Annotated in this window: 11 protein-coding genes; all 11 read right to left on the bottom strand. The window is 62.6% G+C overall.

Annotation, left to right across the window (positions count from 1 at the left end; all coding sequences use genetic code 11):
- Positions 1 to 23: 23 nt before the first annotated feature.
- A complete protein-coding gene (locus tag C936_RS0104155) occupies positions 24 to 2,360 on the bottom strand; it encodes a glycosyltransferase (protein ID WP_231363203.1) in 2,337 nt (778 codons plus the stop codon).
- Entirely contained in the window at positions 2,357 to 3,811 is a 1,455-nt protein-coding gene (locus C936_RS0104150; RefSeq protein WP_018175298.1) for a hypothetical protein, read from the bottom strand. The genes C936_RS0104155 and C936_RS0104150 overlap by 4 nt, the downstream gene beginning before the upstream one ends.
- A 164-nt stretch (positions 3,812 to 3,975) precedes the next feature.
- Entirely contained in the window at positions 3,976 to 4,635 is a 660-nt protein-coding gene (locus C936_RS0104145; protein ID WP_018175297.1) for an HAD family hydrolase, read from the bottom strand.
- 1 nt (position 4,636) lies between these two features.
- Complete coding sequence (locus C936_RS0104140) at positions 4,637 to 5,368, bottom strand: 3-deoxy-manno-octulosonate cytidylyltransferase (RefSeq protein ID WP_081616832.1); 732 nt, start codon at positions 5,366 to 5,368, stop codon at positions 4,637 to 4,639.
- Positions 5,369 to 5,370: 2 nt separating this feature from the next.
- A complete protein-coding gene (locus tag C936_RS15000) occupies positions 5,371 to 6,456 on the bottom strand; it encodes a hypothetical protein (protein ID WP_196800026.1) in 1,086 nt (361 codons plus the stop codon).
- A 102-nt stretch (positions 6,457 to 6,558) separates the two neighbouring features.
- Positions 6,559 to 8,244: a hypothetical protein gene (locus tag C936_RS0104130; protein ID WP_018649222.1), complete on the bottom strand. Its 1,686-nt coding sequence runs from the start codon at positions 8,242 to 8,244 to the stop codon at positions 6,559 to 6,561.
- Between the two features lie 428 nt (positions 8,245 to 8,672).
- A complete protein-coding gene (locus C936_RS0104125) occupies positions 8,673 to 9,053 on the bottom strand; it encodes a type II toxin-antitoxin system VapC family toxin (protein WP_018649221.1) in 381 nt (126 codons plus the stop codon).
- On the bottom strand, positions 9,050 to 9,256 hold the full coding sequence (locus C936_RS0104120; RefSeq protein WP_018137571.1) for an AbrB/MazE/SpoVT family DNA-binding domain-containing protein: 207 nt from the start codon (positions 9,254 to 9,256) through the stop codon (positions 9,050 to 9,052). Before C936_RS0104120 ends, C936_RS0104125 begins: the two co-directional genes overlap by 4 nt.
- 160 nt (positions 9,257 to 9,416) lie before the next feature.
- The gene (locus C936_RS0104115) at positions 9,417 to 11,144 is read right to left on the bottom strand and encodes a hypothetical protein (protein WP_018649220.1); all 1,728 of its coding nucleotides are present in this window, start codon (positions 11,142 to 11,144) and stop codon (positions 9,417 to 9,419) included.
- A gap of 234 nt (positions 11,145 to 11,378) precedes the next feature.
- Positions 11,379 to 12,824, bottom strand: coding sequence for a hypothetical protein (locus C936_RS0104110; RefSeq protein ID WP_018649219.1), 1,446 nt, complete (start codon positions 12,822 to 12,824; stop codon positions 11,379 to 11,381).
- Between the two features lie 40 nt (positions 12,825 to 12,864).
- Positions 12,865 to 14,532 (bottom strand): hypothetical protein, encoded by a 1,668-nt coding sequence (locus C936_RS0104105; RefSeq protein WP_231363259.1) that lies wholly within the window; start codon positions 14,530 to 14,532, stop codon positions 12,865 to 12,867.
- Positions 14,533 to 14,565: the final 33 nt, after the last annotated feature.

Genomic DNA, 14,565 nt, shown 5'->3' with positions numbered 1-14,565 from the left:
CGACACTCGGGGAAGCGTTTGATTCAGACCGCCCCATTGGCCCCATCTTCATGCTGCCGCACCGCATCAAGCAGCGAAGCTCTAGCTCGCGCCGAGACAAATGTCATGGCCAAATTCTTCGCACCGTCCAATGCATCAACTCGACCGGGCTGTTCCCTGAACAACTTGTCCAGCCACCGTCGGCTTCGACGCGCCAGCTCCTTCTCTACAATCCCGAGCTGCGGTCCCTCCAGAAGCTGTGCAGCATCCGCGCGACACCGCAGCAGAGAGCGCCACCAACCGTTTACTTTATTTTCATCTTTGACGCCACTGGTAATCGAACCCGGCGTGCGCCGCCATCGATATACGCATCCACGAAAATGGCTTGTCCGGCGTGAGCGCAGGTGAGCCTGCAACACGACCGGCATGTCCTCGTAGCAATCCCACTCGGGAAACCGCAACCCGGCATCCATCCAGAATGCGCGGCGGTAAATCTTCGCTGTCACAACGGTATCCGCCAGCAGTGCCGGCTGGTCTCTCCAACCCACGAGGCCCGACGGCAGCGTGTTGAACCCCGGAAAGACCTTGCGCACAGGCTGATCCGCCCCGCAGCGAAGCATCCGCCCCAGCACGACGTCGGCCTGATCCCGTTCGGCCACGGACAGCAAACGTCCGAAAGCACCGGCTGGAATCACATCGTCCGAATCCACGAACGCGAGGAACTGCCCCCGGGCCTGGTCCACACCCGCATTCCGCGCGCCACCCAGTCCCTGGTGGGCTGCCTGAACGAGCTGGACACTGCCATGCGTTCGCTGCCACGCGCGGGCTACATCTGCTGTTCGATCCGTACTACCATCATCGACCACGATGATTTCCGTGCTCGGGATTCCGCCGATACGGAGCGAAGCCAGGCATTTCCGCAACCATCGTTCCGCCTGAAAGGCAGGAACAATTACCGATAGCAGCGGGCGCTGGCCGCTTTGGGCACTCACCGTCATGCTTGGCGACAGCACTTCCTGCCCGGTGTCGGCGACAAGCTCTTGCTGCGGCATGGGAACGGGCCGGACATCAATCCCGCTACCGCTCTCGTGCCGGCGATAGAACGCGTCGGCTGCCCCGAAAATGGCCGCCTGGTTCGCCTTGCGCTTTTTCGACAACGTACTTTTGAAAGCGGGAATGCGATAGGCCACCAACTGAAGGTCCGGCAGGCCCACAACCTCAAGATGCTCCAGTGCCGAACAGAACCAGCTGGCCACGACAGCCGGCCGCCGTTGCATGGTGGCCAAGGCAATCTCGTACGGGAGCCCCAGGCTGCGGATCTCGATGTCGAGCTCTTTCGCGAGCCTGCCCAGGAATTCCTCGCTCTCGCGGGGATGCGCCACGTACACCATCTTCCGGCCGTCACTCGAATCCTGCTGCACACGCCGCAGCCAATCGACGTAGTCCGCAAACGGCACACCGTCTCGCTCGACCAGCGGTGCCCCGAGAAAGTGGAGCTCCCTGGCATCCAATGACGCCCAGCTCAGTCGATCGCGCAACCAGCCCAACCGATTGGGTTCCCAACGTCCCGGCGGCAGCGGCCAAGTCTCCGCAACTGTAAAGTAGGTCTGAGCCCTCGGATACGCCTGTTTTAGTATGAGGGGATCGATCCCCATGGTTGGTGCCGTCGAGGGAGGCAATCCCCGCCGTTGTTGGAGGCGCGCATCCGCTGCGCGAATCAGGCTGGCCCCACGCGGGCCAAATCGACGCCAAAGCCAAACAGCCCCAGGGATGCCCTTGATCGACTGACGAACCCGGCGCCGAATGAATTGGCGCCACGTCGCTGCCTTCCCGTTTTTTTTATTGCTCGCTTTACGCTTCTCGGGTCTCACCGACCCTCGCGCCGCATCCTTGCGGACCAGCGTGGGCGTCACGGTGCCGTCATCGAGCCAGATCAGCTCCTCGCCAGCCAGCCAGGCTGCGACCTGACGATTGACCGGCACTCGGTTCAATGCCGCCATGACGAACCTTGCCCCCCGAGCCTTCACCAGATGGCGTTGCCAGTCCGCGCGATGCCGCTCGCGCCGCATCAACGAGGCAAGGCCCGGCAGCCCCGTTTGCAGCACTGGCGACGTCGCCAACCAGACCACGCGGCCCCATTCACCGGTCTCGACAAGCGTGCGTCCCAGTGTCTCTCCATTGACACTGTGCTGTTTGAATACGACCACCCAGACATCCTGAGGTCGCACACCCCAGTGGGCGCAAGCCTCCCGGATTTGCCACGCATGCACTGGAGAATTGATAACGGCCACAGCAACGGGCGCCAAATCCCCGGCACCCGCGGCTCCTTGGTCGTGGCTTGATGCAAGAGCCTCTTTTCGGGCAAAGCGGATTCCGTTCATCCCATTTGCTCCGGGTGCACCGAGTCTTCCGCGAATACTGCGGAGCTACCGGCCTGGTACTCCAGCGCGCGGGCGAGCCGCCGGCCGATCTCTCGATCGTTCTCCGCCGGATCCAGCTGCTCCGGCGGCAGGCACGGATTGATGTAGGCATCCAGATGCCCGGGGAAACTGAGATGAGCCAGCCGGCCCAGATAGCTCCGGATCTCGGCCGGCGACGGTGCACGCCCTCGCCGAATGGCCCTCAGCGCATCGTGCGCCTCCAACCGTGTGCGCACCGGAAAAATGGCCGGGGCCGACTGATACAGAATGTGGCCAAACACAATAGCCGGCTTGCCCGTCAGCCACGCCTCCCAGGCCGCCGCCCCGGTCACCGTCGCCACCGCCCGACTCTCGCGTTGCAACGCGAACGAGTCCCAGTCCATTGGCACAAGGGTAACGCCCGGGGTTCTGGCAACGGCGTCGTACCAGCCTTCCGGCCGCGCGGCGAGCTGCTGGTGCGGATGTTCCTTCACCGCCAGCCGCCAACCGGCCGGCAGGGCCTCCGCCAGCAACCGTACCGCTCGCAGCTGTTCGGAGAAAAATCCGCCCAGCGGGTTCGTGCTGGCCTCGGGCTGCATGTGCAACGGGAAGTAGATGAAATTCTCCGGTAACTTCGCACGACGGGTCAGTTCACCCAGCTGCCGCCGATTACTCCGCTCGGTCGCCAGCAGACTACGCATCAACCGCGCCTTCCGGCGATATGGACCGACGCGTGCCGCCAGCCACCCCCAAGGCCCTCGAACCCTGGAGTCGATAAATGGCCGCGCCCACTGTCCTGGCCGCGCAATGCCACGCTCGTTCAGGCGGAGGGCGGAGAGCTCGCCCAGTGTCTTGCCGCCCTGGACCACCTCGCGGTGAATGTCTTCCAGATCGGCGGGCAAAGGGGCCGACGCCTCACTCTCGGGGATCTCCTCCGGCCGTATGAGACGGCCGTCAGCGCCGTGCACCGCGTGGTGCTCGAACAAACCCGCGGGCAAGTAGAGCCGGGCGCTGACCCCCGGAACGATCGGAAGGCGGTAGGGAAACACGGCCGGCATCCCTTTCCCTTTCGCCAGCAGGTACACAATTAGATCATCGACAAGGTGCGGGCAGTTCGAATTGATATACCCCGTCAACGCCCGTTCCTCCATCAGACGGGCCCAATGGGCGACCCGGTTCCGCAACTCCATCCGCCTTCGCTCGAGCACCTGGAAACCGGACGATTCGACGTCCTTTTGCACCTGAGAAAGTCGTCGTCCCATCATCTCCAAGAGCAGAGACTCGTACGGCGCAATGGCGTTGTACGTGTCTGCTCCCAGCGCTGCACGGCTGGAAGCTGAACCCGTTTCTTGGTCAACCGTTAAATCCCATTGCAGCGGATGGACCCGTTCATCCGGAACGTAATACTTGGCAGAACGGGACACGAGCGTCATCCGGGCATTGAGTTCATCCAGATGCGAACGCACAACGCCGGGACCATTGTCCAAACGCGTGAAAGGCGACGCCTTTATAGGAGAAAATGGAAAACCGAAGGCGATAAGGTTGTCTACGCGAAGTCCCGCTCTATTGCGTGGCGCGCTGGGATGATCCACATCGCTCACGGGATCACCTCCGACAAATACGAAACGCATGTCACATCGTGGCCATCGACATACTCCGGCCACTGCACAAACTCGGAGTATCCGGACACAAACAGGAAGTCCATGCCCCGCCTCACCGCCACCTCATGGTCGTAGCGCGCATCCCCCACAAAAAGAGATGGTTCGGCCCAGCTATGTTCACCGGCCGCCCTCTCCACCAGGTCCGCCTTGTCCTGCGGGTTGCCATAAATCCCGTGGAAGTGCCGGGCCAAGCCCTTTTCCGCCAGCACCCAGCGCACTTCGTCCTCTGCGCCACCGGAGACCACGTAGCGCCACGCATCGCCCGGCAACCGTTCGAGCAACTCCTCGGCACCTTCAGCCACCGCGCAGGACGCCAGGCCCTCCCGCACATACCTGGCGTATCGCTCCAGCAACTCGTGATAGCCTTCTTCGGATCTTGGCTGCTGGCCCACGATCCGCTCGAGGAAATAGCCGAACTTGAGCTGGCGGGAGACACCGCCATGTTCCCGGTGGTAACGCACCAGCTCGCGCGCAGCATCCTCCCCATAGGGAAGCGCTGCCGTGTAGAATGCTTCGGTTTTCACTCGGTTCGAATCCAGAAGGACGCCATCGCAGTCGAATACGAAGGTCCTGTAGTCGTTCAGCCGCCGACGCATGCTAGGCACCTCGCGCCTCCAGTGCCCCTTCCACGCGCGCCACGTCCTCCGGTACATCCACCGCAATTGAACTCCCCGAAACCGGCACCATCTCCACTTCGTAGCCAAGCTCGAGGAAACGGAGGATCTCGATATCCTCTTCGGCCTCCAGCGGGGTCTTGCCCCCATGCGCCTCGAAGTCGCGCAGCGCCTCGGGCGGGAAGGCGTAGATGCATACCTGCTTGTGCGCCCACCGAAATACGCCGTCCTTGTTTCCGGGCAGGCCCGTTCGGCTCATGTACAGCAGGCGTCCATCCTGTCGCGCCACGACCTTGGGCACTGTCAGACTCTGGTAATCCCGCTCGTCCGTAATCCGGCAATACGCATTGACCACCGCACCCGGCCTCGCCTTGGCGGCATCAATCACCTTCTGGATATCCGCGGGCTCGATCAGGGGCTCATCCCCCTGAACGTTGATGTACAGGTCCGCCGGGCACGATGCGGCGGCGGCCGCCAGCCGATCGGTACCGGTCGCACAGCTGCCAGGCGTCATCACCCACTGCATGCCCTTGTCAGCACAGTGGTCCGCGATCCGCTGATCATCCGTCGCCACCACTACGCGTTCCTCGCCCAGAACCGGCACGCACCGTTTCCAGACCCGTTCAAGAAGCGTCGTGCCATTGATCTTCGCGAGCGGCTTTCCCGGAAAACGCGATGACGCGTACCGCGCAGGAATTATGATGACAATATCCATCCTTAACCCTTTCCCCCTGACACTTTACTGGGTTGACCATTTGCACTGGACGACTCTTGACCCACGTAGGCCTCCAGATACTCAACCAGTCGCTTTTTTATTAGCTTTTCCGCCTTTTCTGTTGGTCTGCGAAGCCGGAGGTAAAACCTGGCCACATCCTTCGGCCGAAGCTCTCCAAGCGCACAGCGCACCGTCTCCATTATCCTGTTTGCGATCCCATAGAATGTTGGGCTCGGCTTAATATGAATCAGGGCTTCCTGCGCCGCATAGTGCGCGTACACTCGACACTCCTTTGATGCACTGCGATCCCCACGATGAGCAAGCACCGACGACTTCAACAGAAGAAGCCGGGTACGATTTTCCCCGTGATGGAATGGATTCGCCTTGGTCGATGGCCGGAAGCCATTGAGTGCCCGATCGATGACTGGCTCGATCTCTGCATAGGCACGGCGCATCAGCAATACGTGAACTAACGCCATCGTTGCCGATAGACGAATCTGCTCCCTGTCTTTCCGATGCTCCTTATCGGGCTGAAGCAATTCAATATTCCCAATGACTTCTGATAGCACCTCTTGTGCTAGCACCATACTTGAATCCGGAGCATGACCTTCGACAGATTTATATGCGAGCATGACAGCCAGCGGCGCAGCTGTCTCGCGCCGCCAGTCTGCGTACCGCAGAAGTTGATCCACCTGGAAGGCCAGTGTTTCGTCATCCTGCACCCGATCACCTGGACGGAAAAGCGAGGCCGCGACTTGCTCTTCAGACTCCAACCAAAGACCCGCCACCCGGTGGAGCCCGAACTCGAATGGAACAGCGAGCGAATTTTGGTTTTCCACGCCGAGAACGTTCACTTCGCAAAGAGGCTCATCAAATTCCGGGATCGGGATGGCGCCCCATCCCACAGGTTCCTCTGCCTTCTCCTTATGGCGCCACTCCAGCTGGAATTCCTGTGTACCAGTTAGAAATTGAAACTGGCCCCGAAGCACCCCGGATACTGGCGCCTCGTTCGTTTCAGGGGCGGAATTCAGGGGGTGTAGAAGAAACTCTACACCCCTCTCCCGAATTCGTGTGTCAATGGTAACCATCTTTAAATTCCTGATTCCGTTATATTTGATGCCACTTGACGGGAAACCAACCATAACCAAAAGGCTCGCTACTCCCACATAGGAGCAAATTCCTCACAACCTTTAGTTTGAGGAGCCGGACCCCATCGCCGGCGCCCGTGCATCCTCGTGCGGGGGCACCAGAATCGGCGCATAGACCGTAGATTGTCGGATGGAGCGCAAGGAAGTTGGAGTAATCGCCACAAGCGGACGATGCCCCGGCATTTCTGAGTACAGGCGGAGGGCACCTTCCAATTCCTGGTGCCTGGGGTCAGCAGGCGCATGCCCGTCCACACCCGCTAGAAGGATCGTGGTGGCCCCCGCTGCATTCGCATACGCGGCCGCATACAGCAAGGTTAGCGCTGATGGAACAATGGCGGTTCGATCAGTGATGGAGAACTGCTGCGAATCGACCTGTAGCCCGAAATCCACGTGAGACCACTGCTTAAGCGACGCCCACGCTTCAGCCGGAATAGCCGATCGCGGAGCAATCAGCGTTCCGCTGTTTGCCTCATAGAGATGCTTCTCCAGAAGCAGACGTTCAGGTGTACAGGTGCTCCAGGCATCCACCAAATCCGCAGAAATCCACGGATTCCAGTTGGTGCTGATCACATACGGCTCTTCACGGGAGATGAATTGCTCCAGCGCGGCGCAATGCTTGCTTACCTGATCTCCCGAGCCGAGAATCAGAACGGTACGCCCATCCAGACGCCCGGTTACGTCCACCGCACCTTCGTTCTCTGGAACATGCGCTGAACTTGCGTGGCTCAAGAGGCGCGGGCAGAAACTGCGTGCGTCCAGGTTGCCTAGCCGCTTGAGTGCCGCAATCACGTCGTGGTTGCTGTACCGGTCGCTCGTCAGCATCTCCTGCACGTACGTTGGGTGCACATTGTAGAGGGCCGACAGGTGGTAAAAGATACTGGGCCCCCACCCGTGCTCGTTCTGCAGGTCACCAAACTCTCCCACCACCAGTTCCAACAGGGCGTCAATCTCCTGACCGGCACGAATGCCGCGGCGGTCCAGTTCGAGCAAGAGGGTTTCGGTTCTCAGGTTCCCGGCACCCCGTCCCATGCCGAGGACGGTGGCGTCGAGCCACGTACAACCCGACTCGCTGGCACGCATCGTATTGGCGAGCGCATTACCCATGTTGTCATGGGTATGCACTCCCAGCGCACCGCCCCACTGGCTGCGTAGAGCGTCCATCATCCCCTCGATATCGACGGGCTCCATGTTCCCGAACGAATCGGCAAAGTAGAGAACATCCAGGGGCAGCGTGGCGGCGAACGCCGCTTTCGCTTCGAGCTCTTCCCGCGGGCGTCCGGTGGCCTGCATCAGGTTAAGGCCTACCCGGTACCCCAGGTGCGACAATGCACGAACCGCAGGGGCGCAAGGTTCCACCTCATTAAAATGCGCTGCGATACGTACCAGGCTGACGACTGACTCGTGCCTGGGTGCAAACAACTCATGCACGATCTGCTTCGGGTCGCCCGTTTCGAGAAGCTCCTTGGCATTGCACATGACACCGAGAGTCACGCCTTCGGGCAACGGAAGGGATTCCAGCCACTGATCACTACTAAACGCATAGGGTCCGTAGAAGTCGTCCACTTTGCGGGATCGGAATCCGATCTCAACAATGTCGACACCTGCTTTGCCCATCACGGAAAGGTAGCGCTCAACGAGTGCATCGGGAAAACACCACCCGTTGTAATAGCCACCATCCCGCAATGTGCAGTCCAGTAGGGTAAGTTCCGGGGAACGGGTGTTTTCCATTGGCATTCGTTCCTGAATGGCTTCACAAAGGGTCAACCAAGGGGGGGTCCCCTGACCAGGCAGTTGCGCGCGAGCCTGTGGCCAAGCCGGCGCCATCCCCTAGCGTCCATGACCGTCCCGGGAAGATACCCCAGCGCCCCCAATAACGGAAACGTCACGCCCACCCTTGACACCCCAGCGAGACTGCATACCTCGCATCTATTCCACACCCCGGCCCAACACCAACCAGCGTGCCGCACGCATTGTGCGCCACAGCGGCGGCAGCAATACGGACAGGCGCTTCGCGCGCAAGGCAGGCCGAAGCAACCCGTGGCCACGGAACCGCAGGAAGCAAGCCCCTCACCGGCCGGGTGTCACCCACGCCCCATTGCCCAGAGGGCTTTGCCCGTACAAGCCCGAGCCTCGGATTCGTGCAGGAACCACGCCCTCTACGGGGAATGCTTCGGGATGTAGTGAACAGCCGGAAGCCCGTCGAAATCGGCGTCCTGGGTCCAGAGGCCGGCCTGATGGGCGCGCGCGGTGGCGTAGATGATGCTGTCGGCGAGCGGGAGACCATGCTGGTTACCGAGACTGGCAGCGGACAGTGCCAAGGGCCCCGTGAGTTCGACCAGTTCGCCCTGCTGCATCAATGCGGCCGCCTGCAGGGCCGCCGCCTCGCCTCGTTGCTGGAGTACCCGTTTGAAGACTTCGTAGAGGCTGATCGTGGGGACGATCAGTTCTGCCGTGGTCTCGATTGCGTCTGCAAACGCATCGGCGTTGGGACCGTCCGCAAAGTATTCCAGCCACGCGGACGAATCAACCACGTTCACACGCGATCTCCCTCGCGCGGGATGTCGGGGTCAATACCCTTGAGGAAACCCCGCATCTCGCTCATGCGCCGTTCGGGGATCAGTTCGATGCGGTCGTCGTACGCGACAATCTGCACCTTCTGACCTGCACGCAGGTGCAACGCCTCGCGCACGGCCTTGGGAATGACGACCTGGTATTTGGGGGAGATGGTCAGGGCTTCCATTTCAACACCGCTATCGATAGGTAGATCGTTTTACCAATGTAGCATCGATACCATGGCCGGGCGAAAGCCCCTTCGCCCCAGCAAGAGCCCCATCGCCCGGAGGGTCGGGCTCCTGCGTGTCACAGAGCCCGGTACCCGCAGGAGGCGAGCCCCTCCCCGATCAGGTACTCTCCGGGTCGGCAGGCGCCAGCCGCTCGAGGGTGCTGCGGATGGGCTTGAGTGGCTTGAGGGCTTTGCTGAAACGCTGGCCATTCAGCTCCTTTTCCAGTTGCGCGGTGAGTGCGGACAGGATCAGTTGCTGCTCGCTGGCTTCGGCCAGCGACGGGCGCTGATTGCGGGCGCCGGCCAGTGCTTCCCGCAGCGCCTCTAGTGCCTTCGGGTTTGTCCGCCACCCGGCCCCGGCGGGCTCCAGTGACCAGCGCCCCCAGTGCAGCACCATGAGACCCTCCGCTTCGGGCGCCTCCAACAGGTTTTCCGGGTTCAGGTCGGGGTTGAGAAAGGCTAGTGGCGTGTCGCGCAAGTGCGTCTGCCACTCGGGCAGGCTCGCGCGCAGCACCTCCAGGTGTTGTTCGGTTGCGCCGCCGGTGGCGGCCCGCAGCGGCTCGAGCAGGGCGTCGTCCAGCCGCTGCCACAGGAATGCGCGGGAGCGGGCATACCGCTGAACCAGAGCCTTGTCCGGCTGCAACGGCAGCAGGGCCTCGCGGACCCGATCGGCTGCATCGTCCGTCTGGCCGGGGCCCTTGCCCTCGGCGGGCAAACGCAGGACGTGGCACTGGAATCCTCGCACTTCGGTGGCACCTACCCATTCGGGCGCCGGAAGGCCCACGGGCGGGTCGGTCAGCAGGGTCGCCTCGTGTCGAGCCTGGCCGGTGTGCCGGGCACCGAACAGCTTGACCAGATAGCGCGGCCCCTCCGGTGTGCGGCAGTCCAGTGCAAATACCTCGCCCGCCGCCAATTGGTGCCAGCGGATGGTGCCGTCCGCTGGCCAGGGCTCGCCGGTCAACGCCTCCAGCACGGACGGAACCCATTCCTTGCGACGCTCCGGCAGGAACAGCGGGGCCAGTGCCTTCTTCGTATCCTGCCCACTCGGCGCAAACGCGCGACGATGAAAGAACAGCGCGTCCAGCCGCGCTCGTTCCTCGTACAGCCTGGACAACGCCGGCACCAGGGAGGAAAGGCGCGTGAATGCCTGGCGCGACAGCAGCAGGGCGATGATCGCAGGGATCAGCCCGGGCGGGTCGCGATAGAGAAAGTCGGCCACCAGGTAGACAAAACTCAGCATGAAACCGACCGCGCCCAGCACGGACAGGGTCACGCCAAGCTGTTCCTCCACCCATTCTCGGAAGCGAGAACTAAAGACCTGCCCCAGCAGGAGTGCCACCGCGACCACCGCGGAATACACCAGCATCAAGCCGGCCACGGCGGGGTAGAGCCAGAGAAGCAGGACTATGACCAGGAATACAAACAGCCCGCCCGCCAGCGCGTTGGCGTAGCGCTTGTAGGCGCTGGAGGCGACCTCGTCCTGCCCCTCGAACAGGACCATCTTGCGACTACGGGCGAGGAGCTGGCCCGCCCCTCGTTCGGAACCCAGCGCGATGATGCGGTCCGCCACCAGATACAGGCCGTAGAACCCGACTGCGGCCAGACTGAGCCAGACGATCAGCGCATCGCGCTCCACCGCCGCAAACGCCGGGGGGAAGTAGCGGGGGATCCCTTCGGACCCGAGCAGGATGATGACCTTGAGGGGCAGGAAGAATGCCAGCAACATCGAGACCTGCCCCACCAGGGTGGCCAACACCACGGCGCTGGTCGCGCCGGGCACCGCCCAGAAGAACTTGGCCCCCAGCCGCGCGCTCCAGCGAATGCCGTCTTTGAGCCCATACAGCATGGGAAACCGCTCTCGAAGCCTGAAAACCGCGTCATTCTAGCCCGAATAGTGACTGCGCCGTTGATCCTCAAAGTGGCGGCGGAGGAATTCAGCGTTGATCTAGTTTCCAATGCATGGGTGAAAACAGCATCTTAAGGACATGCCTTACGTGTAGTGCCTCAGCTTAGCCATCGGTCGCGGGCATCCCGGGGTGTCGAGCCTTTCACGCCGGCGACAGACCGGAGACAGCACCCCTCATTTACCGCCCCTGGCGACCGTCAGCCTGTCGCAGCGCACACCCATCCAATCCGCACACAGCAATACGGCCCATGAGGCGATGACCGGCACGAGAGGCAGAAGATGCCGGCCGAAGCCCGTTCCGTCGAGCAATCGGTCGACCTCCACCGTGCCGGCATAGACGACAAAGGTCATCAACCCCACCGATACCACCAGGACCCAGGCAAACCGGTGCGCTGCATCTCGCCAGGCGGCGGGAACAGCGAACACCACCACCGCTACGCTCAAGAGGAATAACAGATGCCAGGAGCCTTCCAGAACCAGGCGCTGAAAGAAGAGCCCCCACTGCGGGTCGAGTGCGAATTCGCCACCGCGCGGCAATACAATGCGCTCCGGCTCGAGAATCACCGGGCCCAGCAACGGGATGTTGAATTCCAGCCCTACATACAGGACGACCAGCACGACCCCGAAAACGATCAACGCCAGCAACACGAAGCCCCAAGCCACAGGCAACGCGGCAAAAACGAAGGCCGCCAGCACGCATGCCACGAACAGGATGCCCGCCTGCTTGAGAAACGGCATCGCGAGCATGGCGGGCACCAGCACAATGGCTTCCTGCCAGCGACGTTCGGTGAACAGCGCGAACAGCCCAAGCCCGGCGATGGCCATCGCGCCGACCATCCAGATATCGGCGTACCCCCCCATCCCGATGTGCATCCCGGCCAGCGGAACCGACAGGGTCAGGTAGACACCCAGCATGGCGAAGAAAATACCCAGGCCCAGACGCCGCAGATAGCCGTACACCAGTAGCCCCAGTGCCACACCCGCCAGGAACCAGGGCAGATTGACCAGCGACTCGTGCCACCGCCCCAGGGCAAGCGCGGACCAGAGCTGAATGAGCGAGACCAGTGCCGGGTGGCGATATCCCTGCCCGTATGCATCCACACTGTCACGCCACATCGTCCAGGGCGACACGAAGGCATCGGCCTCGCCGTGCTCCAGGAACCCGCGCGCTCGATAGCTCCAGTAGTACCAGGCATCCCAGGCATAAACGGGCCGCAGAACCACTTCCAGCAAGAGTCCACCCAGTCGGATGACGACGAGGGCCAGCAATACCAGCACCACCAGACGGATCCACCATGGCGCGGAAAGCCATCCAGCACTCAAGGCATGACGCTCTACCGTTCGCGGTAGCGGCTGTGACGCCTCCCGCCAGCACAGCCAGATCGCAAGGACGAGCAACCCGGCGCTGGCTGCAAGGACGCCCGGGTAATGCCACTCACCCAGCAGCCGTTCCGCCACCAGCAAGGCCGCCGCAACCGCCAGCATGCCGAGGAAATACCCCGCACCCAGCACTCCCGGCCACCGACCCGGCATACCGGCCGGCCACACCCGCAGCAACAGCAGGCTGGCGGCCAGCCAGGGGGTCCCCAGTGCCAGGGTCAGTCTCAGTGCATCGAGCATGCAGCCCCCTCCCCGGGTCGATGCGTACCAGCCGGGACTTTCACTGCAGTTCCAGCAACAGGCCAAGTTCGTTGTACATCACCAGCCGCCCCGCTCGATGCGGGGGCTGCCCCTCATGCGACGTCATGTACCATTCATCGGCATTATCCGGGTACTCGAGCCGGAACCCCTCCACATGCGTACCCGCGGGCAGATTGCTCAGCCGGAATTCCAGCTCCCCTCTCGTCGGCAGACCGAATCCAATAGCGTGTTCGTGCACCCCCTGCTCGGGCAGCGCATCGAGTACGCGCTCGGCAATTGGCTCGCTGGAGCGTCCTCCATCGGGCCCACCGACTCGCTGCAGCACCTCAAAGTGAATCCGATCCGCTGGCTCCGGCACCTCCAGGCGCACCACGGCGCGATAGACCGCGGCCGGAAACGCCTGATCGGCCTGGCCTACCAGGGTGTCCGAGGCAGCCCCCTGGTAGGCGAAAACTTGCCCACCCGCGGTACCCCGGGATGTGGCCTCTCGCAGGACACCGGGTCCCCGCATCTGCTCGGGACCGACCCCCAGCGGAAAGCGCGCCCGGTAGGCGAACGGCAATTCCCGCCGCAACCGGGCCACATTGGATGCGGCCTCGCCTCCAAGCAGCAACAGCCCGTCCCCCGGTCGCGCGAACTGCAAAACATCGTTGCTGATTTCATCCTGGACAGATCCGGCCAGGGGCATAAGCCGGTAGCGGGCGTACAGCCCCATGCCGTCGGCCCCAGAGACGATCAGCACACGCGAGCCCTGTGGGAAATCCGCCCGGGCCCGAGTGGTCAACTCGAGCAAGTCCTCGCCCCCCAGCGCAGGAAAACTGCGCTGTTCCGCCGGAACGCCCTGAAAGGCCTCCCAGGTGGCGCGATGTTCGCGAACCAGATCGACTTGCCAGCGCAAATCCAGCGCCAGCCACGCGAACAAAGCGATCACCAAGGCTCCGGTTATCGAGAATGGCTGATGGCGGAGTAACCGGTAGCCGGATAGAAGCAACAGGGCTACCAGGAGCCAAAGCGCCGCCGCCAGCGTCGGCGGGACCAAGGTCGGCTCCCCGGAGGAGGGGATCACGTTAATCGTGCTCTGGGAAAACGGCATCGCCCGCCCCCAGGACCTGAACAGGTCGCTCAGCACCTGCCGGAAGCCGGGATTCGCCTCCCTCAATACTATCGATTCGAGCCGTGTGCCCTCGACCTGAGAACCCTCAAGGCCAAGCCCAAGCAAACCCAACTCGTCCAGCCAGTCCGCTACGTCCTCCAACGCAACCATGCGTTCACCAGGGGGCAACACGTGGAAGTGCTGGGCGGTGGTGGATCCCACCTCGCCCCAGATCAGCGTCAGCCCTGGCCGCTGACCCGGCGAGTGCAAATTGATTTCGAGGGTATCGAAGCGGGCGATATCGGATAGCTCGGGGGGAAGCGTCACCAGTAGCGCCGCTCGGTCACGCGCCCCGGTGTCGAGCAGATGAACCCCATCGTCGCTCTCCGCCGCCTCGCCTTCCACCAGGCTCATTGTCTCGGCGGGGATCTCCAGTGCGGCGCCCGGAACATGGCCGCTCCGATCGCCGGTGGCCAGCCACACCCACAAGCCACCCACGAGCAGAAACAGCGAAACGATGCCGGCCACCAGCGCCTGCATAAGCACATGCCACTGCCGTCCCGCACTGCGTGGATGCACCTGCCCTGATGTCACCGGACACCCCCCCGCGGAATGGATTGACGGCTC

This window comes from Thioalkalivibrio sp. ALJ4 (assembly GCF_000377225.1).
Lineage (GTDB): Bacteria > Pseudomonadota > Gammaproteobacteria > Ectothiorhodospirales > Ectothiorhodospiraceae > Thioalkalivibrio.
The sequence above is the reverse complement of the archived record's forward strand: the minus strand, read 5'-3'. Positions and strand labels throughout refer to the sequence as shown.

What these genes read in the sequence shown, in the direction of transcription:
- C936_RS0104155 (WP_231363203.1), bottom strand. Translation starts at nt 2,360, where the DNA reads ATGAACGGAATCCGCTTTGCCCGAAAAGAGGCTCTTGCATCAAGCCAC.
- C936_RS0104150 (WP_018175298.1), bottom strand. Translation starts at nt 3,811, where the DNA reads ATGACGCTCGTGTCCCGTTCTGCCAAGTATTACGTTCCGGATGAACGG.
- C936_RS0104145 (WP_018175297.1), bottom strand. Translation starts at nt 4,635, where the DNA reads ATGCGTCGGCGGCTGAACGACTACAGGACCTTCGTATTCGACTGCGAT.
- C936_RS0104140 (WP_081616832.1), bottom strand. Translation starts at nt 5,368, where the DNA reads ATGGATATTGTCATCATAATTCCTGCGCGGTACGCGTCATCGCGTTTT.
- C936_RS15000 (WP_196800026.1), bottom strand. Translation starts at nt 6,456, where the DNA reads ATGGTTACCATTGACACACGAATTCGGGAGAGGGGTGTAGAGTTTCTT.
- C936_RS0104130 (WP_018649222.1), bottom strand. Translation starts at nt 8,244, where the DNA reads ATGGAAAACACCCGTTCCCCGGAACTTACCCTACTGGACTGCACATTG.
- C936_RS0104120 (WP_018137571.1), bottom strand. Translation starts at nt 9,256, where the DNA reads ATGGAAGCCCTGACCATCTCCCCCAAATACCAGGTCGTCATTCCCAAG.
- C936_RS0104115 (WP_018649220.1), bottom strand. Translation starts at nt 11,144, where the DNA reads ATGCTGTATGGGCTCAAAGACGGCATTCGCTGGAGCGCGCGGCTGGGG.
- C936_RS0104110 (WP_018649219.1), bottom strand. Translation starts at nt 12,824, where the DNA reads ATGCTCGATGCACTGAGACTGACCCTGGCACTGGGGACCCCCTGGCTG.